The 20,199-nt window shown below is 75.1% G+C and carries 21 protein-coding genes; 9 read left to right on the top strand and 12 right to left on the bottom strand.

All coding sequences use genetic code 11. The features are described 5' to 3' along the window. The 5 genes from KPL57_RS00570 to KPL57_RS00550 are packed head-to-tail and all read right to left on the bottom strand — an operon-like array spanning window position 1 to window position 5,306. Complete coding sequence (locus KPL57_RS00570; RefSeq protein ID WP_226349954.1) at window positions 1-1,350, bottom strand: coenzyme F420-0:L-glutamate ligase; 1,350 nt, start codon at window positions 1,348-1,350, stop codon at window positions 1-3. Beyond that, window positions 1,343-2,341: a 2-phospho-L-lactate transferase gene (gene cofD / locus KPL57_RS00565; protein ID WP_226349953.1), complete on the bottom strand. Its 999-nt coding sequence runs from the start codon at window positions 2,339-2,341 to the stop codon at window positions 1,343-1,345. Before cofD ends, KPL57_RS00570 begins: the two co-directional genes overlap by 8 nt. 18 nt (window positions 2,342-2,359) lie before the next feature. Next, window positions 2,360-3,307 carry a DNA-3-methyladenine glycosylase gene (locus KPL57_RS00560; RefSeq protein ID WP_226349952.1) on the bottom strand — a complete coding sequence of 316 codons (948 nt, stop codon included), beginning with the start codon at window positions 3,305-3,307 and terminating at the stop codon, window positions 2,360-2,362. Window positions 3,308-3,318: 11 nt separating this feature from the next. Next, complete coding sequence (locus KPL57_RS00555) at window positions 3,319-4,389, bottom strand: sugar phosphate nucleotidyltransferase (protein ID WP_226349951.1); 1,071 nt, start codon at window positions 4,387-4,389, stop codon at window positions 3,319-3,321. Between the two features lie 38 nt (window positions 4,390-4,427). Beyond that, complete coding sequence (locus tag KPL57_RS00550) at window positions 4,428-5,306, bottom strand: glycosyltransferase family 2 protein (RefSeq protein ID WP_226349950.1); 879 nt, start codon at window positions 5,304-5,306, stop codon at window positions 4,428-4,430. A 414-nt stretch (window positions 5,307-5,720) separates the two neighbouring features. Between KPL57_RS00550 and KPL57_RS00545 the strand changes: the two genes are divergently transcribed. From KPL57_RS00545 to KPL57_RS00530, 4 genes are read left to right on the top strand one after another with little or no spacing between them, the layout of a single operon-like run. Further along, window positions 5,721-7,385, top strand: coding sequence for an LCP family protein (locus KPL57_RS00545; RefSeq protein ID WP_226349949.1), 1,665 nt, complete (start codon window positions 5,721-5,723; stop codon window positions 7,383-7,385). 17 nt (window positions 7,386-7,402) lie between these two features. Continuing rightward, a complete protein-coding gene (locus tag KPL57_RS00540) occupies window positions 7,403-8,149 on the top strand; it encodes a TIGR03089 family protein (protein WP_226350616.1) in 747 nt (248 codons plus the stop codon). A gap of 22 nt (window positions 8,150-8,171) precedes the next feature. Continuing rightward, a complete protein-coding gene (ilvA, locus tag KPL57_RS00535; protein ID WP_264197565.1) occupies window positions 8,172-9,437 on the top strand; it encodes a threonine ammonia-lyase IlvA in 1,266 nt (421 codons plus the stop codon). Window positions 9,438-9,495: 58 nt separating this feature from the next. Beyond that, window positions 9,496-9,768, top strand: coding sequence for an MSMEG_0570 family nitrogen starvation response protein (locus KPL57_RS00530; protein WP_226350614.1), 273 nt, complete (start codon window positions 9,496-9,498; stop codon window positions 9,766-9,768). A gap of 37 nt (window positions 9,769-9,805) precedes the next feature. On the opposite strand, the gene KPL57_RS00525 is transcribed toward KPL57_RS00530, so the two are convergent. After that, on the bottom strand, window positions 9,806-10,984 hold the full coding sequence (locus KPL57_RS00525; RefSeq protein ID WP_226349948.1) for a benzoate/H(+) symporter BenE family transporter: 1,179 nt from the start codon (window positions 10,982-10,984) through the stop codon (window positions 9,806-9,808). A gap of 234 nt (window positions 10,985-11,218) precedes the next feature. Here KPL57_RS00525 and KPL57_RS00520 point away from each other — a divergent pair, with 234 nt between their 5' ends. The 3 genes from KPL57_RS00520 (at window position 11,219) to KPL57_RS00510 (ending at window position 12,647) form a co-directional block, all read left to right on the top strand. Further along, window positions 11,219-11,737, top strand: coding sequence for a DUF1097 domain-containing protein (locus KPL57_RS00520; protein ID WP_208821707.1), 519 nt, complete (start codon window positions 11,219-11,221; stop codon window positions 11,735-11,737). A gap of 25 nt (window positions 11,738-11,762) precedes the next feature. After that, on the top strand, window positions 11,763-11,999 hold the full coding sequence (locus tag KPL57_RS00515) for a MerR family DNA-binding transcriptional regulator (RefSeq protein ID WP_073576356.1): 237 nt from the start codon (window positions 11,763-11,765) through the stop codon (window positions 11,997-11,999). Window positions 12,000-12,113: 114 nt separating this feature from the next. After that, the gene (locus KPL57_RS00510; protein ID WP_226349947.1) at window positions 12,114-12,647 is read left to right on the top strand and encodes a helix-turn-helix domain-containing protein; all 534 of its coding nucleotides are present in this window, start codon (window positions 12,114-12,116) and stop codon (window positions 12,645-12,647) included. A 56-nt stretch (window positions 12,648-12,703) separates the two neighbouring features. On the opposite strand, the gene KPL57_RS00505 is transcribed toward KPL57_RS00510, so the two are convergent. Together KPL57_RS00505 and KPL57_RS00500 are read right to left on the bottom strand one after the other, a co-directional pair. After that, on the bottom strand, window positions 12,704-13,669 hold the full coding sequence (locus tag KPL57_RS00505) for a squalene cyclase (RefSeq protein ID WP_226349946.1): 966 nt from the start codon (window positions 13,667-13,669) through the stop codon (window positions 12,704-12,706). A gap of 14 nt (window positions 13,670-13,683) precedes the next feature. Next, complete coding sequence (locus tag KPL57_RS00500) at window positions 13,684-14,838, bottom strand: acyl-CoA dehydrogenase (RefSeq protein ID WP_226349945.1); 1,155 nt, start codon at window positions 14,836-14,838, stop codon at window positions 13,684-13,686. Window positions 14,839-14,898: 60 nt separating this feature from the next. On the opposite strand from KPL57_RS00500, the gene KPL57_RS00495 reads away from it, so the two are divergent. Then, window positions 14,899-15,606 (top strand): TetR family transcriptional regulator, encoded by a 708-nt coding sequence (locus KPL57_RS00495; protein ID WP_226349944.1) that lies wholly within the window; start codon window positions 14,899-14,901, stop codon window positions 15,604-15,606. 306 nt (window positions 15,607-15,912) lie between these two features. Here the strand turns inward: KPL57_RS00495 and purE are convergent, their stop codons facing one another. Both purE and KPL57_RS00485 read right to left on the bottom strand, forming a co-directional pair. Next, entirely contained in the window at window positions 15,913-16,425 is a 513-nt protein-coding gene (gene purE, locus KPL57_RS00490; protein WP_073576360.1) for a 5-(carboxyamino)imidazole ribonucleotide mutase, read from the bottom strand. Then, window positions 16,422-17,666, bottom strand: coding sequence for a 5-(carboxyamino)imidazole ribonucleotide synthase (locus KPL57_RS00485; protein ID WP_226349943.1), 1,245 nt, complete (start codon window positions 17,664-17,666; stop codon window positions 16,422-16,424). The genes purE and KPL57_RS00485 overlap by 4 nt, the downstream gene beginning before the upstream one ends. Window positions 17,667-17,700: 34 nt before the next feature. Between KPL57_RS00485 and KPL57_RS00480 the strand changes: the two genes are divergently transcribed. Then, window positions 17,701-18,228: a GtrA family protein gene (locus KPL57_RS00480; protein ID WP_226349942.1), complete on the top strand. Its 528-nt coding sequence runs from the start codon at window positions 17,701-17,703 to the stop codon at window positions 18,226-18,228. A gap of 16 nt (window positions 18,229-18,244) precedes the next feature. Here the strand turns inward: KPL57_RS00480 and KPL57_RS00475 are convergent, their stop codons facing one another. Continuing rightward, complete coding sequence (locus KPL57_RS00475) at window positions 18,245-19,519, bottom strand: HAMP domain-containing sensor histidine kinase (protein ID WP_226349941.1); 1,275 nt, start codon at window positions 19,517-19,519, stop codon at window positions 18,245-18,247. Window positions 19,520-19,526: 7 nt separating this feature from the next. Continuing rightward, window positions 19,527-20,183 carry a response regulator transcription factor gene (locus KPL57_RS00470; RefSeq protein ID WP_062397592.1) on the bottom strand — a complete coding sequence of 219 codons (657 nt, stop codon included), beginning with the start codon at window positions 20,181-20,183 and terminating at the stop codon, window positions 19,527-19,529. Window positions 20,184-20,199 lie beyond the last annotated feature (16 nt).

Raw genomic sequence — 20,199 nt, 5'->3', positions numbered from 1 at the left:
TCACAGCTCCAGCAGGCCGTCGCCGGCCGGCCGGGGCGCACGCGGGGCGATCGGCTCGACCGGCACTCCGACGGCGACCGCGCCGAGCGCCGCCCAGTCGTCGGGCAGGTCCAGGACCCGGCGGGCGACGTCCGCGGCGAAGATCGTCGAGCCGACCCAGCAGGACGCCAGCCCCTCCGCGGCCAGCGCGACCAGGAGGGACTGCACCGCAGCCCCGCCGGCGACGGTGAACATGTCCCGCTCGGCGGCACCCCGGGCCGTGTCCGGGTAGCCGTGCATCCCCGCGGTGGACCGGAACGCCAGCACCAGCTCCGGGGCGCGGCGCAGCAGGTCCCCGCGGGCGAGGCGGCGCTCCACCTCGTCGGCCGGGCGCCCGTCGGCGACCAGGTCGGCACGCCAGCGCTCGCGCAGCGCGTCGAGCACCGCGGTGCGTCGCGCCGCGTCACGCAGCCAGACGAACCGGAACGGGGTGCTGTGGTGCGGCGCGGGCGCGGTCAGTGCGACGCCCACGGCGCGGCGCACGGCGTCGGCGTCGACCGGCTCGTCGGCGAAGTCCCGGGTGCTGCGACGCAGCAGGACCGCCTCGCCGCGCCCGCGGGCGATCGCCTCGTCGGTGCCCAGCCAGAACAGGTCCTCGGAGATCGGCCGGATGAGGTCACGGGCGGTCGAGCCGTCGTCGGACAGGGCCGCGCCGCGCAGCACCGCGACCGGCAGCCCGCCGAGCTTGCCCTTCACCAGGTCCGCGGCCGCGGCGATCTCGTCGGCGACGGCGATCTCGGTGACGACCAGGTCGTTGCCCTGGCCGTCGACGGCGCCGGAGTAGCCGTGCAGCACTGGCAGCCCGGCCGAGCCGATCGCGATGTCGGTCTGGCCGACCCGCCAGCTGCGCCCCAGGGTGTCGGTGACGACGACGCCGACCTCGACCCCGAGCCGCTCCCGCAGCCCGGCGCGCAGCCCGGCCGCGCTGGCGTCCGGGTCGGCGGGCAGCAGGGCGAGCTCGTCGCGGCGGACGTTGGAGCCGTCGATGCCCGCGGCGGCCTGCACGATGCCGAGCTTCCCGGCCACGATCAGCGTCCGGCCCTTGCGGGCCACCACCCGCTCGGTCTCCTGGTCGACCAGCCTGCGGCGCAGCGCGTCGCGCTCCTCCTCGTCGGCGGGGGCCGGCACCAGCCTGCCCTCGACCTTGGAGAACACCTTGCTGGTGACCACCACGACGTCGCCATCGCGCAGCCAGGTCATCCGCTCGGCCAGCGCGGCGGTGAGGTCGTCGCCGGGGCGGAACTCCGGCAGCCCCGGGACTCCGATGATCTCCAGCTTCTGCGACGCGTGGTCGGGGAAACCCTCAGACACCGACGCCCGCCAGCTCGAACGCGGCGCGGGCCATGGCGGCGGTCGCGTCGTGGTCGGTCATCAGCAGCGGCACCTCGCGCACGGTCGCGCCGGGCACGGTCGCGGCGTCGCCGGTGTGCACCAGGTAGCCGTCGAGCAGGCCGCCCTCGCCGCGGCCGCCGTAGTGCCGGCCCACGCCCTCGGCGCTGGTCTCGACGCCGATCGCGCTCAGGCAGGCGTCGGCCATGCCCCGCACCGGCGCCCCGCCGACGATCGGGGACAGCCCCACGACCTTCGCGGGCGTCGCCGCGAGGGCCTGGGCCATCCCGGGGACCGAGACGATCGTGCCGATCGACACCACCGGGTTGGACGGGGCGACGAGCACGACGTCGGCCCCGGCGATCGCGGCCCGGGCGTCGGGCAGGATCGCGGCCTGGTCGGCGCCGACCGAGGCGAAGCGGTACGCCTTCGGGGCGGCCCGGTGCCGGATCCACCACTCCTGGAAGTGGATCGCGACCTGCGGGGTCTCCTCGACCGCGGCCGGGTCCGGGTTGTCGATCACGACGTGGGTCTCGACGCGGTCGTCGGAGGCGGGCAGCAGCCGCACCCCGGGCTGCCAGCGGTGGCAGAGCGCCTCGGTGACCTGGGACAGCGGGTAGCCGGCACGCAGCATCCGGGTCCGGACGAGGTGGGTGGCGACGTCGCGGTCGCCCAGCCCGAACCAGGTCGCCTCGGCGCCGTAGGCCTCCAGCTCGGCCTTGACCGACCACGTCTCGTCCGAGCGGCCCCAGCCCTTCTCGACGTCGATGCCGCCGCCGAGGGTGTACATGACGGTGTCGAGGTCCGGACAGACCCGCAGCCCGTGCAGCCAGATGTCGTCGCCGACGTTGACCACGGCCGTGACCTCGTGCGCGGACTCGCCCGACCCCACGGGGGGCAGTCCGAGCGCGTGCTTCACGCCTTGCAGGAAGCGGGCTCCGCCGACGCCGCCGACCAGAACGGTGACCTTCACACGGCGACCCTACGTCGGTCAGAACGAGCGGTAGTCGCGCGGGGAGAACCGGGGCCCGAACCGGGGACGGCGGAACCCGGACGCCTCGATGTAGCGGACCGCGCGCTGGCGCTGCGGCACGTAGGGGGCGAGCACCTCGAGCATCCCCGCGTCGTCGAGGTCGTGGCCGAGCAGCGCCCAGCCGACGGTGTTGGGCACGTGGAAGTCGCCGAAGCTGACCGCGTCCGGGTCGCCCCAGGCGCGCTGGGCGATCTCCGCGGCCGTCCAGACCCCGATGCCGCGGACCCGGCGCAGCAGCACCCGGCCCTGCTCCCCGCCCAGCTCGGCGGCCCGTTCCAGCCGGTGCGCGACGACGGCGGCGTGCAGGATCGCCGTCCGCCGCGCGTGGTCGACGCCGGCCCGGTGCCACTCCCACTCCGGCACCGCGCGGATCTGCTCGGGCGTCGGCGGGACCCGCATCCCGGCGGGCACCACCCCGGCCGGGCCCGGCGCGGGCGCCCCCAAGCGCCACGCGAGCTCGCGGAAGGAGCGGTGCGCCTCGGTGCCGGTGACCTTCTGCTCCAGCACCGCGGGCAGCAGCGCGTCCCACACCCGGCCGGTGGAGCCCAGCCGCAGGCCGGGACGGCGCCGGTGCGCGTCGGCGACGAGCGGGTGGTGCGCCACGAACGCCGACGGGTCGTCGTCGGCCCCCAGCAGCGACGGCAGCCGGTCGACCTCCCAGGCCGCTCCCGGCCCCCAGCCGGTCGCCCGCACGGTGCCGTGGGGGCCGCCGTCGGCGCGACGGCGGATCGCGACGGTGGCGGGACCGGCCGGAGTCGTCGAGACCCGCCAGATCACGGCGCCGTCGACGGCGGTGCGCCAGGTGGGGTCGCCCCGGCCGCGGCGCAACGGGGCGAGCACGCCGTACAGGTCGAGCGGGAACGGCGGCCGCCATTCCCGGTCCACCACCACGGCGACCGCGTCCACGCCCCCGATGGTCACACGTCGGGCGAGAACCGGACCCCGTGGGGCGGCAGCGTGACGTCCGGCCACACCCGCATGTTGTGCCGCAGCTCGCAGTGCGCGCCGATCACGGCCCGGTCGCCGACCACGGTGTCGCGGACGCTCGCGCCCTCCTCGACGACCGCACCGGCCCCGATCACCGAGTTCTCCACGACCGCGCCCGCCTGCACCACCGCGCCGTCGAACAGCATGGAGCCCTCGACCCGGGCCCCGGAGCCGATCCGGGCGCCGCGGCCGACGGTCGTCCCGCCGAACACGAACGCGTCGGAGGCCACCTCGGCCCCCTCCAGCACCATCGACTCGCCGGTCGGCCCGGGCAGCGCCGCCGAGGGCGCGACCCCGCGGACCAGGTCCGCCGAGCCGTGCACCAGGTCACCGGGGGTGCCCATGTCGCGCCAGTAGGCGACGTCGACGTGGCCCTGCACGTGCGCACCGGAGGCGAGCAGGTCGGGGAACGTCTCGCGCTCCACCGACACCGGCCTGCCCTCGGGGATGGTGTCGATGACCTCGCGGCGGAAGACGTAGCAACCGGCGTTGATCTGGTCGGTCGGCGGGTCCTCGGTCTTCTCGAGGAACTCCAGCACCCGGCCGGTCGCGTCGGTGGGGACGCAGCCGAAGGCCCGCGGGTTCTGCACCCGCACCAGGTGCAGCGTGACGTCGGCACCGGTGCTGCGGTGGGTGTCGGCGACGGCGGTCAGGTCGGTGCCCGCCAGCACGTCGCCGTTGAAGATCATGACGTGCTCGGCGGAGAGCTTGCCGGCCACGTTGCGGATGCCCCCGCCGGTGCCCAGCGGCTCGGCCTCGGTGACGTAGGTGAGGTCCAGCCCCAGCGACGACCCGTCGCCGAAGTGCTCCTCGAAGGTCTCGGCCAGGTAGCTCGTGCCCAGCACCGCCCGCCGGATGCCCGCCTCGCGGATCCGCGACAGCAGGTGCGCCAGGAACGGCACCCCCGCCGTCGGCAGCATCGGCTTGGGCGCCGACAGGGTCAGTGGCCGCAGCCGGGTGCCCTTGCCCCCGACCAGCACGACCGCCTCGACGTCCTGCAACGCAGGTTCCCCCTCAGGTTCTTTCTTCTCGTTCGCGCTCAGCCGGTCCGCCGCAGCAGACCCGAGCGCACGGCCAGGCCGGCGCGCAGGGCCGCACGCAGCGGCGCGTGCACCGGACCGCGGTGGCGGTCGGCCAGGTACCGGTAGGCGCTGCGGTGGTGCTCGGCGAGCATCCGTGCCGACACCTCCGGCTTGCCCGTGGACGCTCCGCCCACGTGTACGACATCGGCGCCGGGGACGTACACGTTTCGCCATCCGGCGAGACCCAGCCGTTCGCCCAGGTCGACGTCCTCGAAGTACATGAAGTAGCGCGGGTCGAAACCGTCGACGGAGTCGAACGCGGTGCGCCGCAGGAGCAGGCACGACCCGGACAGCCAGCCGGCCGCCCGCTCGGTCAGGTCCTCGCGGCTGCGCCGGTAGGCCGCGGTCCACGGGTTCGCGGGCCAGACCGGCGCCAGCGCGGCGTGCCCGGCGCCCGCCACCAGCGACGGCACCTCGCGCGCCGAGGGGTAGACCTCGCCGGACGGCTCGCGGATCAGCGGGCCGAGCGACCCCGCCCGGGGGTGGCGACGGCCGGCATCGAGCAGGGTGTCCAGCGACCCGGCGCCCCACTCCAGGTCCGGGTTGGCGACGACGACCCAGCCGTACCCGTCGGGCAGCGAGGCCACCCCGCGGTTGGCGGCGGCGCCGTAGCCGACGTTCTCCCCGATCGGCAGGAACGTCACGTGGTCGCGCTCGCGGGCCGCGCGCTCGGGGGCGCCGTCGACGGATCCGTTGTCGGCCAGGACGACCGGCACGTCCGTGCGGGTCGTCGCGCCGCGCAGCGAGTCGAGGAAGACGTCCAGCAGCGCGCCCGGCGAGTAGGTCACCGTGACGACGGCGACCCCGTCGCCGTAGGACCGTGCGTCGTCGGTCACGTGGCCTCCCCGTCCTTTTCGTCCACCCCGCGCATGTCCCGCAACCTAGTCAGCACCGGCGCGCCCGCGCCCGGCGGCACCGTCCGGCACCGCCCGTTCGCGCCCGCGAAGATCACACTCCGTCACCGCGACTGAGATAGCGATACTGTCACCCCAACATCTGGACCGCCCCCGAGCAGCGACGACACGTCGTACCCGTGCGTCACCCTCAAGTCCCGGCCCCCTACGACGACCGGGCGAGCAACCCGACACGCAGGCCGGCACGACCCACGGCGCGGGCCCGGATGCTGCACCCTGGTCCCCGACCGGGGTGTCCGGCCCCAGAGACGCACGGGCCGCGCCCGGGTTCACCGGACTCCCCCGTCCGGGTGAGACGCAGCGGCGCGGACGAGACGGACCCCGAGGGGAGCGAGCATGGGCGAGGGCTACCGGGACCGCTCCCGCCCGTCGGCCGCCGAGCGCGCCGCCGCACGACGGTCCGGCCGCCCCGCCGCCCCCGACGACCGGTCCCGCTCGCCCCGGGTCCGCCCCGACACCGGCGCCGCACGCGGACGCCCCGCGGGCTCCGCGGGCTGGAGCCGGGCCGGGACCGCGACCGGCCCCGACGAGCACCCGCCGTACCCGGCGCGGGGCAGGCGCACCGGCGGACGACCGCCCCGTGGCCGCGGGCTGCTGGCCCGGCTGCGGCTCGCCGTCGCCGTGCTGTCGGCGCTGACGGTGCTGCTCACCGGCGCCGTGTGGACCCTCTACCGCGACGTCACCGGCGGCATCACCACGACGAACCTGCTGTTCGGCGGCTCCGCGGGCGGCGAGCAGAACATCCTGCTGGTCGGCGTGGACAGCCGGACCGACGCGCAGGGCAACCCGCTGCCGGCCGACGTCCTGGCCCAGCTGCGCAGCGGCGCCGAGTCCGGCGTCCTCAACTCCGACACGATCATCGTCGTGCACCTGCCCGCCGACGGCGGCAGCGCGACCGCGTTCTCCATCCCGCGCGACTCCGAGGTGTCGATCCCCGGGATCGGCCGCAACAAGATCAACGCGGCGTACCCGCAGACGAAGGCGCAGACCGCGTCCCGGCTGGTCGCCGAGGGCGTGCGCGACCCCCGGCAGATCGACCAGGACTCGTCGCAGGCGGGCCGTCAGGCGCTGATCGACACCGTCCAGGACCTCACCGGGCTGGCCATCGACCACTTCGCCGAGGTCAACCTGCTCGGCTTCTACAACCTCACCAACGCCGTCGGCGGCGTCGACGTCTGCCTCAAGGCCCCGGCGAAGGACGCCTTCTCCGGCGCCGACTTCCCCGCGGGCCCGCAGACGATCTCCGGTGCCGACGCGCTCGCGTTCGTCCGGCAGCGGCACGGGTTGGCCGGCGGGGACCTGTCGCGGATCAACCGCCAGCAGGTGTTCCTCGCCGCGGTCGCCAACAAGGTCCTCTCCTCGGGCACGCTCACCGACCCGACCAAGCTCGGCGCGCTGGTCGAGGTGATCCAGCAGTCGGTCGTCATCGACAGCGGCTGGGACCTGCTCGGCTTCGCCCGCGAGGCGTCGTCGATCGCGGCCGGGAAGATGGACTTCCTGACCATCCCCACCGGCGGCCCGGAGACCACCCGCGGCAAGGACGTGCTGCTCGTCGACCCCGCCGAGGTCCGCGACTTCGTCGCCCACCACACCGACCCCGAGCCCGAGGAGGCGGCCGTGACCTCCCCGGAGGCCGCGGCGCCGGTCGTGGCCGACGTGGCGAACGGGTCCGGGATGACCGGGCTGGCCGCGCAGGTCGCCGACACCCTGGGCCGCAACGGGTTCACCCCCGGCGAGGTCGGCAACGCCCCGGACCGCACCACCTCGGTGGTCCGCTACAGCCAGGCCGACGGCGACGCCGCCGCCCGCCGGGTCGCCGAGGCGCTGGGCGGGATCGGCGTCGAGCAGTCCGACGCCGTCGCCCAGGGCCGGGTGCAGGTGCTGCTCGGCACCGACCGCGCGAACGGCGGCCGGTCGACCTCCGCGGCGGCCGCGCCCGCCGCCGCCCCGGCGCCCTCCACCCCGCCGATCACCGCGGGCGGGGTCCCCTGCATCGACTGACGTAGCGTTCCGGCGTGATGGACACCGTCTTCGGCTCCGGCCTGTTCCTCACCGACGCGCTGCTCGGCCCGGCGCTCGGCGCCGCCGCCCCGCGACCGCTGGTCACCCACTACGACGACGCGACCGGCGAGCGGACCGAGCTGTCCGGCACGACCACCGCGAACTGGACCGCGAAGGCGGCGAACCTGCTGCGCGACGAGGTCGACGTCGAGCCGGGCACCCGGGTCGCGGCGCTGCTGCCCGCGCACTGGCAGACCGTCGCCGCGCTGCTGGCCGTGTGGTCCTGCGGCGCGGAGCTCGTCGGCGACCCGGCGGGCGCGGACGTCGTGCTCGCCGACGCGGCGCGGCTCGACGTGGCCCTCGCGGCCGGGGCGGGCACGGTCGTCGCGTTCTCGCTGGACTTCTTCGGCCGCGGCCTGGGCGACCTCCCCGGCGGGACCGTCGACTTCGCGACCGAGGTGCGGGTGCACGGCGACGAGTTCGTCCCGTGGGACCCGGTGGACGGCGCGGCCCCGGCCTGGGACGGCGCGAGCGGCGAGCAGGTGCTGGCCACGGCCCGGGAGCGCGCGGACGCGCTCGGCATCACCGCGGGCGCCCGGGTGCTGTCGAGCACCGGCTGGGACAGCGCGGACGGCCTGCGCGACGGGCTGCTCGCCGTCCTCGCGGCGGGGGCCTCGCTGGTCCAGACCGTGAACGCCGCCGGGGACCCGGCGACCCTCGACCGCCGCGCGGAGTCCGAGCGGGTCACCCTGCGCCTGGGGTGAGCGGCGGGCCCGGCCGGGGGTCATGACACCCTGGTCGACCGTGACCCCCTCTGTGAGCGCCCGGGACGTCGACGACGCGGCGGCCCGGCTCCGCGCCGTCATCGGCCCGACCCCGCTGCAGCTCAACCCCCGCCTGTCCGACGCGCTCGGCGGCGAGGTCTGGGTCAAGCGCGAGGACCTGCAGCCGGTCCGTTCGTACAAGATCCGCGGCGCCTACAACCTCATCGCGCAGCTGCCCGAGGCCGACCGCCTCGCCGGCGTCGTCTGCGCCAGCGCCGGCAACCACGCCCAGGGCGTCGCGTTCGCCTGCCAGCGCCTCGGCGTGACCGGGCGGGTCTACCTGCCCGGCACGACCCCGCGCCAGAAGCGGGACCGGGTCGCGCGGCTGGGTCGTGACGCCGTCGAGGTGCGGGTGGTCGGCAACACCTACGACGAGGCCGCCGCGGCCGCCCGCGCCGACGCCGAGTCCACCGGTGCCACCCAGGTGCCCGCCTTCGACGACCCGCGCACCGTCGCGGGCCAGGGCACGATCGCCCGCGAGATCCTCGCCCAGCTGGCCGACCCGCCGGACGTGCTGGTCGTGCCGGTCGGTGGCGGCGGACTGCTCGCCGGGGCCATCACCTACCTGCGCGAGCGCGCGCCGTCGACCCGGATCGTGGGCGTCGAGCCCGCCGGGGCGGCGAGCATGGCGGCCGCGGTCGCCGCGGGCGAGCCGGTCGACCTGGGGTCGCTGGACCCGTTCGTCGACGGCGCCGCCGTGCGCAAGGTCGGCGCGGCCACCTTCGACGTGGTGCGCGACGCGGGCGTGGAGCTGCTCGCGGTGCCCGAGGGCCGGATCTGCGTCGAGATGCTCGCGCTCTACCAGTCCGACGGGATCATCGCCGAGCCCGCGGGCGCGCTGTCCCCCGCGGCGCTGGACCGGCTCGACATCCCCCGCGACGCGACGACGGTCTGTCTGCTCTCGGGCGGCAACAACGACGTCTCCCGCTACGCCGACATCGTCGAGCGCGCCCTGGTCTTCGAGGGCCGCAAGCACTACTTCCTCGTCGAGTTCCCGCAGGAGCCGGGCGCGCTGCGCCGCTTCCTCGACGACGTCCTCGGCCCGGACGACGACATCACCCTGTTCGAGTACACCAAGCGCTCCAACCGGGAGACCGGCCCGGCGCTGGTCGGCATCGAGCTGGGCTCGCCGGACGACCTGCCCGCGCTGCTCAAGCGGATGCAGGAGGCTCCCCCGCACATCGAGCCGATCCCGCCGGACAGCCCGCTGTTCGGCTTCATCCTGTAGACGCCGCGCGCAACACGGCGGCAATCCGGGCCGCCTACCGTGCACGACCGTGCCCGAGATGATGTTCGACGTCCGCTGGCCGGACGGCACCGAGGTCAGCTACTACTCGCCGTCGCTGGTGGTGACCGAGCACCTGGACACCGGCACGACCTACCCGGTGGCCGAGTTCGTCACGCGCAGCCGCACCTGCATGGAGATCGCCGACGCGCGGGTGCGGGCGAAGTACGGGTTCGGCTGCGCGCAGTCGGCCCGGACGATCGCGCTCATCGACGCCGCGGCGGGGCGGTTCGCCCCGACCGACGTGGTACGGGTGGAGGGCTTCCGCCGCTGACGCCGCCGGGTCCCGCGGTGCTGTGACGGCCGCCGCGTCACGCGGCGGCCGGGCGTCGGCGCAGCACCAGGTGCAGCGCCACCCCGGCGAGCAGACCCCAGAACGCCCCGCCGATCCCGGCGATCGTGACCCCGGCCGCCGAGACCAGGAACGCGGCGGCCGCGGGCACCCGCGCGACGGCCGGGTCCGGCGTCGGGTCGGCGACGGCGAGGGCACCGGCGAGCGCGGCACCGAACGTCCCGAGCAGCGCGAGCCCCGCGACGGACTCCACGACCCCGGGCGGCGCGGCCGCGACCAGGGCGGCCATCGTCGTCGCGAGCGGGGCCAGCAGCAGGCAGGCGACGCCGTTGGCCTGGCAGGCGACCCAGCGTCGCGCCGGGTCCGGGTGGGACTCGGGCGAGGCGGGCAGCGCCGCGGTGATCGCGGCCAGGTTGATCGCGTGCGCACCGGCCGGGGCCCCGAGCACCGTCCCGGCGCCGGTGAGCACCATCGCGTGGCGCCAGGGGACGGGGTAGCCCGCCGCGGCGAGCACCGCGACTCCGGGCACGTTCTGCGAGGCCATCGTGACCACCCAGAGCGGCAGCGCGACCCCCACCAGGGCCGCGACCGAGAAGGCCGGGACGGTGAGGGTGATCTCCGGCGGGCGCAGCCACGACCAGCCGTCGGCGAGGACGACGACGATCACCAGCGCCAGCCCGAACGCGGCCGGGGACGCCCAGCGCGGCGCGAACCGCGACAGCACGACCCACAGCACCACGATCGGCGCCACCAGCAGCGGCCGCTCGACCAGCGCCCGGACCGGCGCCAGACACAGCGGCAGGAGCACACCGGCCAGCATCGCCTGCGCGATCGGCGCCGGGATCGCGCCGACGAGCCGCCCGAGCGGGCGCACGAGCCCGGTCGCGACGATCAGCAGACCGGCGACGACGAACGCGCCGACCACGGCGGGCCACCCACCCGCGACGGCCCCGGTGGAGGCCAGCAACGCGGCGCCGGGGGTGGACCAGGCGATCATCAGCGGGCGGCGGAACCGGCGGGACAGCCAGATCGTCGCCACCCCCATCAGCGCGGTGAGCACCACCAGCCCGGACGCGGCCTGCGCCGGGTCGGCACCGGCCGCCGTCAGCCCGGCGAGGACGACGGCGAACGAGCTGGTCACCCCGATCACCGCGGAGACGACACCGACCGACACCGGTTGCGCCCAGGAACGATCCACGGGCCCACCCTAACCGCGTCGTTCTGTAAACAGAACCCGCCCCGGGCGGTAAGCAGGATGTTCTGCGGCCGATACACGGGACCCCGTCGACCCGACCAAAGATGACCGAACCGTGTCGTCCGGAAAACAGGCGGTGACGTCCGGTCCGCCGAGCTTGGTACGGCCACCTGCCGCGGCCCATCCTGCGTGGGCCGCCGCACCCGTCGGGCGCGGCTCTACCGGAAGGCCCGTCTCATGAAGCTGCCCGTCGCTCTGGCCCTGGTGATCGGCGTCGCCGGGGCGGTGATCGCGTACCTCTACCTCGGTCCGCTCTCCGGGCTCGGTCTGTTCGTACCGGCGACGTTCCTGGGTGCCGCGACGTTCTTCGCGGCGGGCGGTGACCGGCCCGCGCTGGTCACCGCTCTGGCCACGAACGTCTGGGGCATCGTCACCGGCACCGTCATGCTGGTCCTGGCCGGCCTCACCACGAACCCCGCCCTGCTGGGCCTGATCATCGGCGGGATGACCGCGGTGTTCATCCTCGGTGCGCTCGTACCGGTGCTCGGGTTCGTGCCCGGCGCGGTCGTCGGGTTCGCCACGACCGCGGCGTTCGGCCTGCTCAGCGGGGCGTCGGGCACCGACTTTTCGCTGCCCACCGGCCCCTTCACGGTGATGCTGCTGTCGTTCGTGGTCGGCTCGGTCGTGCTGGGCTACGGCTGCAGCCTGGTCGTCGGCCGCCTGACCGCCCGCACCGCGGCACCCGCCGCGGCCTGACCGGCGGCGGCGCCCGGTGCGACTGGTGACCACCGGCGAGGCCGCGACCAGACTGGCCCTGAGCCCGCGGGCACTGCACCGCTGGGCCAGGGCCGGCCTGGTGACGCCGGCCTTCCGTGAGCCGGACGGCCGCGACCTCTGGGACCTCGACGACCTCCGGGACCAGGTCACGGCGCTCCCGGCACGCTTCTCCGCGGCCACCGCGGTACGCGACCCCGGGACACCCGGTCCCCCACGTCGCCCGGGCACCCCGTCCGGGTAGCGCGGCCGAGTGCCGCGGCCCGGTGACGCAGCCGGGTGGCACGGCCCGGTGATGCGGCCGGGGTGGCGCGGGCACGGGACCCTCCGGCCGACCCGCCCCGGCTACAGTCGCCCGGTGGACGACGGGGCGCTGCGCACGGCCGTCGGCGCACGGCTGCGGACGGCCCGGACCGCACACGGTCTCTCCCTCGGAGCCCTCGCGGAGCGGGCGGGGATCGGCAAGGGCTCGCTGTCGGAGATCGAGAACGGCAGCCGCAACCCCACCCTCTCCACCCTCTACGCGCTCGCGGACACCCTGGGCGTACCGCTGTCGCGGCTGCTCGCCGAGCACCCCGGGGCCGAGGTCGCCGGCCCCGGCATCACCGCGCGCCTGCTGGAGACGGCCACCGACGACCACGGCACCGTCGAGGTGTACGCCCTGGCCCTCGTGCCGGAGGCGGTGCACGTGTCCCCCGGGCACGGTCCGGGGGTGGTGGAGCACCTGCTCGTCACCCGCGGTGCCGTCCGGGCCGGACGCAGCGGGAGCGAGGCCGACCTCGGCACCGGCGAGGCCACCCGCTGGCCCGCGGACGGCGAGCACACCTACACCGCCCTCGCCGGGGAACCGGCCGCGGCCGTGCTCGTCATCCGCACCCCGCCGAGTGCGTGATCATCAGCACCTCAGTGCCGCGCGCCCTGCCCCGGACCGCGCCCAGGTACTGATCGTCAGGTCGCCGCGTCCCACCAGGCGAGCACCCGGGTGGCATACAGGGTCAGCCACGGCGACGGCTCCCCCGGCGGCACGTCCACCTCGAACCACATCTCCCCCGGGTCGCGGACGCCCTGGACCCAGCGCCCGTCCGGCCGCCGCGACGCGCGCAGCGCCGTGACGGCGTCGGCGAGCCGCGGGTCGGGCGGGACCCCGTCGAGCGCGGCGGCGAGGCGGAAGTACTCCGTGCCGCGCAGCACGTCGTGCCGCCAGCGCAACGGGTAGGCGAGCTCGGCCGGGTCCCGTTCGAGCTCCACCGGCTCGCCGGTCGAGAGCCGGTACAGCAGCCCGCGGGTCAGCAGGTACTCCTCACCCGACCGGCGGGCGGCCCGCGTCGCGGCGGTCCCGCCGGTGGCCCGCTCGTGGGTGAGCAGCCCGTACAGCGCGTTCAGTGTGGAGTGGAACGACGACCGCCGCGCGCCGTCCACCCAGAAGCAGTTCCAGCCGCCGTCGGCGAGCCGGTGCTCGGCGAACCAGGCGGCGAGGGCGTCCATGTCACGGCCGAGCCACAGTCCGTTGGCGACGGTGAACGCGTTGATGCAGGCGTCGACCTCACCGTCCCAGTAGGGCAGGTCGTCGTACTCCCAGCGGCACGACTCGAGCTTCTCCGCGGTGCCCGCCAGCGCCGCCGGGTCCAGGCCCCACTCGCGCAGCGCGTTCAGCGACCAGGTCGTCGCCGTCCACGGCTGCCCCTCCACCGTGGACGGTCCGGCCGGGAAGTACGCACCGCCCGCCCAGGTGCCGTCGGGGTCCTGGTGGGCGAGCAGCCGCGCGCCCATCCCCTCGGTCGCGACCCGCGCGCGGGTGGCCTCCCACACCTCGGGAGGCGCACCCGCCAGGTCGCGCTCGACCTGCCAGCGCAACGCCGGGTCGGTGTCGAGCAGCCGGTCGAGCAGTGCGCGGTCCACGACGGCCCCGTCCATGGGGCGTCAGCGTGTCACTTGAGCAGCGAACGCGCCATCACCATACGCTGGATCTGGTTGGTGCCCTCGTAGATCTGGGTGATCTTCGCGTCGCGCATCATGCGCTCGGCCGGGAAGTCACGGGTGTAGCCCGCGCCGCCGAGCAGCTGGACGGCGTCGGTGGTCACCTGCATCGCGGTGTCGGAGGCGAAGCACTTGGCGGCCGAGGAGATGAAGCCGAGGTCCGGCTCGTTGCGCTCGGCGCGCGAGGCGGCGACGTAGCAGAGCTGGCGGGCGGCCTCGACCTTCATCGCCATGTCGGCGAGCATGAACTGCAGGCCCTGGAACTCGGCCAGGTGCTTGCCGAACTGCTTGCGCTCCTTCAGGTACTGCGTCGCGACGTCGAGCGCGCCCTGGGCGATGCCGACAGCCTGCGAGCCGATGGTCGGACGCGTGTGGTCCAGGGTGCGCAGCGCGGTCTTGAAGCCGGTGCCCTCGGCGCCGATGATCCGGTCGGCCGGGATGCGGGCGTCCTCGAAGTGGATCTCGCGGGTGGGCGAGCCGTGGATGCCGAGCTTGCGCTCCTTGGTCCCGACGACGAAGCCCGGGTCGTCCTTGTGGACGACGAACGCCGAGATCCCGTTGGCCTTCTTCTCCGGGTCCGTGACGGCCATGACCGTGTACCAGGTCGACTCGCCGGCGTTGGTGATCCAGCACTTGGTGCCGTTGAGGACCCACTCGTCGCCGTCGCGGCGGGCGCGGGTCTTCATCGACGCGGCGTCGGAGCCCGCCTCGCGCTCGGACAGGGCGTAGCTGACCATCGCCTCGCCCGCGGCGACCGACGGCAGGACCTGCTTCTTCAGCTCGTCCGAGGCGGACAGCAGGATCGGGGTGAGCCCGAGGCCGTTCACCCCGGGGATCAGCGACGACGACGCGCAGACCCGCGCGACCTCCTCGATCACGATGCAGCCGGCGAGCTCGTCGGCGCCCTGGCCGCCGTACTCCTCGGGGATGATCACGGCCTGGAAGCCGGCCTTGACCAGCGCGTCGCGTGCCTCGACGGGGTACCGGCCCTGCTCGTCGACGTCGGCGGCGTGCGGGGCGATCTCCTTCTCCGCCAGGTCCCGGACCGCCTCGCGGAGGGCCGTGTGCTCGTCGCTGAGCCGGTAGCTGTCGAACTCGCTGTTCATGCCGACCATGCTAACGGCACTCCGTGCCACATGTCACGGGACCTTGCTACCCTCCGTGCCATGACGACCAGCACGCGGCGCGGGCGTTCCCCCGAGGGGCGGGCCGAGGTGCGGCGGGAGCTGGTCGCGGCGGCCGCGCGGCTGTTCACCGAACGCGGCTACGACGACACCACCGTCGACGACATCGCCGCCGCCGCGGGCGTCGGCCGCCGGACCTTCTTCCGCTACTTCCGCGGCAAGGAGGACGCGCTGTCCCCCGACCACGAGCGCGGACTGGCCCGGATCGGCGAGGTGTTCGCCGGCGCGCACCCCGACGAGCCGCTGCCGTCACTGGCACTGCGTGCCGCGGAGACGGTGTTCGAGCTCTACACCGAGGACCCCGAGGTCGCCCGGCTGCGCTTCGCGCTGGTCGGCTCGGTGCCCGCGCTGCGCGACCGCGAGGCCGCCTCGGTGCACCACTACCGGCGGCTGTTCACCCGCGAGCTCACGGCCCGGCTCGGCGGCCGCCCCGACGGCGAGCTGCGCGCCGCGGTGACGGCGGCAGCGCTGGTCGCCGCGCACAACCAGGCGCTGCGCCGCTGGCTGGTCGACGGCGCGCGCGACGCCGACCTGCCCGGCGCCGTCGACCACTTCCGCCGGGTCGCGCCGATGCTGCCGCTGGAGGACGCGGGCGAGCCGGCCGCGGCGCCCGACCTGGAGGACGTGACCCGGCGCCTGGAGCGCGCGGCCCGGACCCTGGAACGGGAGTCGACCCGACGCACGGGCTGAGCCCGGCCCCGGGGCGTCCGGCCCCGGACATGCGTGATCCCCGGGCCGCACCGGGGTGCGCCACCGAACCGGACAGAGTTCGGACCCGGGGATCACGGGTGACCGTCGGGAACTCGCCGGCACCACACCGGCTTCCACGACCGCCTCTCCGACGGGTTCTCCCCGCCGGAGCAGAACGTGGTGCTAGCTGACGGCCACCTCACGTGTCCTGCTGTAGCTCATCTGCTGGACCACCTCCTCTCCCGTGTACCGACACCGTACGCACGGGATCGAGCGGCGCGCCACCAGAAAATCGCGGCCCGATCCTCAGCCCTCGCGGGCGGCCACGCGCAGCGCCGCGTCCTTGTCCAGCACGCTGCGCTCGAGGTCGGCCTGGAACTCCACCATGGCCTGCCGGAGCCGCTCGTCGCCGGCGCCGAGGATGCGCACCGCGAGCAGTCCGGCGTTGCGGGCGTTGCCGACCGCGACGGTCGCCACCGGCACGCCGGCGGGCATCTGCACGATCGACAGCAGCGAGTCCAGGCCGTCGAGGTACTTCAGCGGCACGGGCACGCCGATGACCGGCAGCGGCGTCGCGGCGGCGACCATCCCGGGCAGGTGCGCGGCACCACCGGCCCCGGCGACGATCGCCTGCAGGCCGCGGTCGGCGGCCGAGGCGGCGTAGTCGAGCATCCGCTGCGGGGTGCGGTGGGCGGAGTAGACGCCCACCTCCCACGGCACGCCGAACTCGTCGAGCGCGGCGCCCGCGGCGCCCATCACCGGCCAGTCGGAGTCGCTGCCCATGATCACTCCCACGCGCGGGGAGCCGGTCTGCGTCATCGAGGTCCTTCCGGGGAGTGCGGGGAGCGGGGATCGCCGGTGTGGGCGGACCAGCCGTCCGCCCAGGTCGCGGTGGCCAGCCAGCCCGCGGCGAGCTCCGCGCGGGTGCGCACGTCGGCCTCGTCGCGGCCGAGGACCGTCACGTGGCCGATCTTGCGGGCCGGACGGCCGTCCTTGGCGTAGAGGTGCACCTTCGCCTCGGGGAAGCGCGCGAAGCAGTGGTGCAGCCGCTCGTCCATGCCCATCGCGGGCTCCTGCGCCGCACCGAGCACGTTCGCCATCACCGCGACCGGGGCGACCGGCGCGGTGGAGCCGAGCGGGTAGTCCAGCACCGCGCGCAGGTGCTGCTCGAACTGCGAGGTGACCGAGCCCTCGATCGTCCAGTGCCCGGAGTTGTGCGGGCGCATCGCCAGCTCGTTCACGACGACCTCGCCGGGCGCGGTCTCGAACAGCTCGACCGTCATCAGCCCGACGACGCCGAGCTCGGCCGCGATCCGCAGCGCCAGCTCCTGGATCCGGGCGGCGTGGTCCGGGTCGAGCCCGGGGGCGGGCGAGGTGACCCGGGCGCACTGGCCGTCGACCTGCAGGGTCTCGACGACCGGCCACGCGGCGGCCTGACCGAAGGGCGAGCGGGCGACGCTCGCGGCCAGCTCGCGGGTCATCGGGACCGCGGACTCGACGAGCAGCGGGGTGCCGGCGTCGAGCAGGTCGGCGACCAGCCGGTCGGTGTCGTCGCCGCCGGCGCGCAGGAACCAGACGCCGCGGCCGTCGTAGCCGCCGCGGGTGGCCTTGAGCACGACCGGCCAGCCGTGCTCCGCCCCGAAGGCGGCGACGTCGCCGGGCGCGGACACCTCGGCGAACGCGGGCACCGGCAGGCCCATCCCCGACAGCCGTCGTCGCATCACCAGCTTGTCCTGCGCGTGCACGAGCGCCGAGGGCGGCGGCCGCAGCGGCAGCCCGGCCTCGGCGAGCGGGACCAGCACCTCCTGCGGGACGCCCTCGTGGTCGAACGTGACGGCCGAGCAGCCCGTCGCGAGCTCCCGCAGCGCGGCGGCGTCGTCGGGGTCGCCGATGACGACGTCCGGCGTCACCCGGGCCGCCGGGTCGTCCGGCGACGCGGCCAGCACCCGCAGGGTCTGACCCAGCGCGACGGCGGCCTGGGCGGTCATCCGGGCCAGCTGGCCACCGCCGACCATGCCGACGACGGGCAAGGCGGCCTTCTGCGCGTCAACCCTCTCCACGAGACCGGGAGCCTAATCTGGCACGATCGATCCCGTGACGGTGGTGGAGGCGACGCTCGCCAGGATCCCCCAGCCGTACCGCGACAAGGCGATCAAACACCGCGAGCTGATCAAGTTCCTGATGGTCGGTGGCAGCACCTGGGTCATCGACACGGTGGTGTTCCTGGTGCTGAAGGCCACGGTGCTGGCCGACAAGCCGGTGACCGCCAAGGTCATCGCGGTGCTGGTGGCGACGATGGTGTCCTACGTGCTGAACCGCGAGTGGTCCTTCCGGACCCGCGGCGGGCGCGAGCGGCACCACGAGGCCCTCCTGTTCTTCGTGATCAGCGGGGTCGGGGTCGCCGTGTACTCGGCGCCGCTGTGGGTGTCGCGCTACGTCTTCGAGCTGCAGGTGCCGTTCGTCTCGCTGGTCGCCCAGGAGTCCGCGGACTTCGTGGCCGGGCAGATCGTCGGCACCCTGGTCGGGATGGCCTTCCGCTGGTGGGCGTTCCGCCGGTTCGTGTGGCCGGACCAGTTCGTGCGACGCCAGCCCCCGCCGGTCACCCCCGCCCCGAAGGACTGAGCGACCGGGCCACCGGTTACCGCGGGCCGGTGCGGTCGGGCACCGGGGCCGTCGCGGCGACGTCGTCGGTGCGGGCCGCGGGCAGGTACAGCCGGAACACCGGCGGCCGGGCCCGGGACAGCTCCAGCCTGCCGCCGTCGGCCTCGACCAGCGTCCGGGCCAGCGCCAGCCCCAGCCCGGTCGAGGACTGCGCCGAGATGCCCCGGTCGAACACGTGCGGCACCAGGTCCTCCGGCACGCCGGGCCCGGTGTCGGACACCTCCACCAGCAGCGCGTTCTCCCCGGTGCGCGCGGAGATCGTGACCGGGCCGTCGCCGTGCTGCAGCGCGTTGTCGACGAGCACCCCGATCGCCTCGCGCAGCCGCGCCGCGGTCACCCGGGCGAGCAGTCCCTCGGGCACCCGCACCTTGAGCGACCGGCCGGCAGCGGTGAGCGGGCCGCGCCACTCCCGCTCGGCGTCGGCGACGGCCTCGGCCAGGTCGACCGGTTCGGCCCCGACCGCCCGGGCGGCGCGCGCGGACTCCAGCAGGTCGTCGAGGACGGCGGTGAGCCGCTCGGTCTGCTCCAGCGCCGCGTTGGCCTCGCGGCGGGCGTCCGGGTCGGGGTGGCAGGCCAGCTCGTCCAGGCGCAGCTGCAGCGCGGTGATCCGGCTGCGCAGCTGGTGGGACACGTCCCCGACCAGCGACCGCTCGCGGTGCAGCAGCTGGGACAGCGCCGTCGCCGAGGAGTCCAGGACCTCCGAGACGCGGTCGAGCTCGGCGATGTCGTAGCGGGCCGGGGACCGGCGGAAGTCGCCCGCGCCGAGGCGGGCGGCGCGGGCCGCGAGGTCGCGCAGCGGGTCCGACAGCCGGCGCGCGGTGTACACCGCGACCCCGGTGCCGACGGTGACGGAGAACCCCACCAGCAGCACGACGACGGCCACCACCTGGGTCTGCTGGGAACGCATCACCGAGGTCGGCTGGGACAGCTCCATGATCCCGCCGGGCCCGAACGGCAGCGACTCGGTGACCGGGTCGTCGACCCGGTCCACGCCGTAGACGATCGGGTCGGAGTCCGGCGGCACGACGACCAGCCGGGAGTTCGGCGGGATCGCCGCCTCCACCAGCCGTTGCGACTGCGGCCCGGTGCCGTACTCCTCGACGGTCTCGGTGACCTGCTCGAGGCGCTGGGTCAGCTCGGCACGGGTGAAGTCCTCGACGAGCTGCCAGGTCGCGAGCGCGAGCGGGCCGCCCAGGAACAGCGCGGTCAGCGCCACCGTCAGCAGGGTGGAGATCAGGATCCGGCGGCGCACGGCGACCTCAGTCCGAGTTGTACCGGAAGCCGACGCCGCGGACGGTGGCGATCCGCTTCTCGCCGCCGATCTTGCGGCGCAGCCACGACATGTGCATGTCCAGCGTCTTCGACGACTTCATGTCCGCGTCGCCCCAGACCGCGTGCAGGATCTCCTCGCGCGTCACGACCTGGCCGGCGTGGATCATCAGCACCCGCAGCAGCTCGAACTCCTTGTTGGCCAGGGAGATCTCGTCGCCGTCGAGCAGGACGCGGCGGCCGGACAGCTCCATCCGCAGGCCGTCCACCTCGACGACGTCCTGGGTGCGGCGGCGCAGCAGCGCCCGCACCCGGGCCAGCAGCTCGGCCAGCCGGAACGGCTTGGACACGTAGTCGTCGGCGCCGGCGTCGAGCCCCACGACGAAGTCGACCTCGTCGGTGCGGGCGGTGAGCATGAGGACGGGCAGGTCCGGCAGGGTCGCGCGGACCCGCCGGCAGACCTCCAGGCCGTCCATGCCGGGCAGCCCCAGGTCGAGCACGAGCAGGTCGACCTGGGCACGGGTGACCCGGTCGACGGCGCCGACGCCGTCGGCGACGACGTCGACGTCGTACCCCTCGCGCTGCAGGGCCCGCGACAGCGGCTCGGCGATGGCCGCGTCGTCCTCGGCCAGAACCACGGTGGTCATTTCACCGAGCATAGGG

The sequence above is a fragment of the Pseudonocardia sp. ICBG601 genome, from assembly GCF_020496245.1.
Note: the sequence above shows the minus strand (reverse complement) of the source record. Positions and strands in the feature narration are given on the sequence as shown.

Excerpts from the sequence above, each read along its gene's own strand:
- ilvA (WP_264197565.1), top strand. The coding sequence starts at position 8,172 with ATGACACCCTGGTCGACCGTGACCCCCTCTGTGAGCGCCCGGGACGTC.
- KPL57_RS00495 (WP_226349944.1), top strand. The coding sequence starts at position 14,899 with ATGACGACCAGCACGCGGCGCGGGCGTTCCCCCGAGGGGCGGGCCGAG.
- KPL57_RS00540 (WP_226350616.1), top strand. The coding sequence starts at position 7,403 with ATGGACACCGTCTTCGGCTCCGGCCTGTTCCTCACCGACGCGCTGCTC.
- purE (WP_073576360.1), bottom strand. The coding sequence starts at position 16,425 with ATGACGCAGACCGGCTCCCCGCGCGTGGGAGTGATCATGGGCAGCGAC.
- KPL57_RS00470 (WP_062397592.1), bottom strand. The coding sequence starts at position 20,183 with ATGACCACCGTGGTTCTGGCCGAGGACGACGCGGCCATCGCCGAGCCG.
- KPL57_RS00545 (WP_226349949.1), top strand. The coding sequence starts at position 5,721 with ATGGGCGAGGGCTACCGGGACCGCTCCCGCCCGTCGGCCGCCGAGCGC.
- KPL57_RS00520 (WP_208821707.1), top strand. The coding sequence starts at position 11,219 with ATGAAGCTGCCCGTCGCTCTGGCCCTGGTGATCGGCGTCGCCGGGGCG.
- KPL57_RS00505 (WP_226349946.1), bottom strand. The coding sequence starts at position 13,669 with ATGGACGGGGCCGTCGTGGACCGCGCACTGCTCGACCGGCTGCTCGAC.
- KPL57_RS00530 (WP_226350614.1), top strand. The coding sequence starts at position 9,496 with ATGATGTTCGACGTCCGCTGGCCGGACGGCACCGAGGTCAGCTACTAC.
- KPL57_RS00500 (WP_226349945.1), bottom strand. The coding sequence starts at position 14,838 with ATGAACAGCGAGTTCGACAGCTACCGGCTCAGCGACGAGCACACGGCC.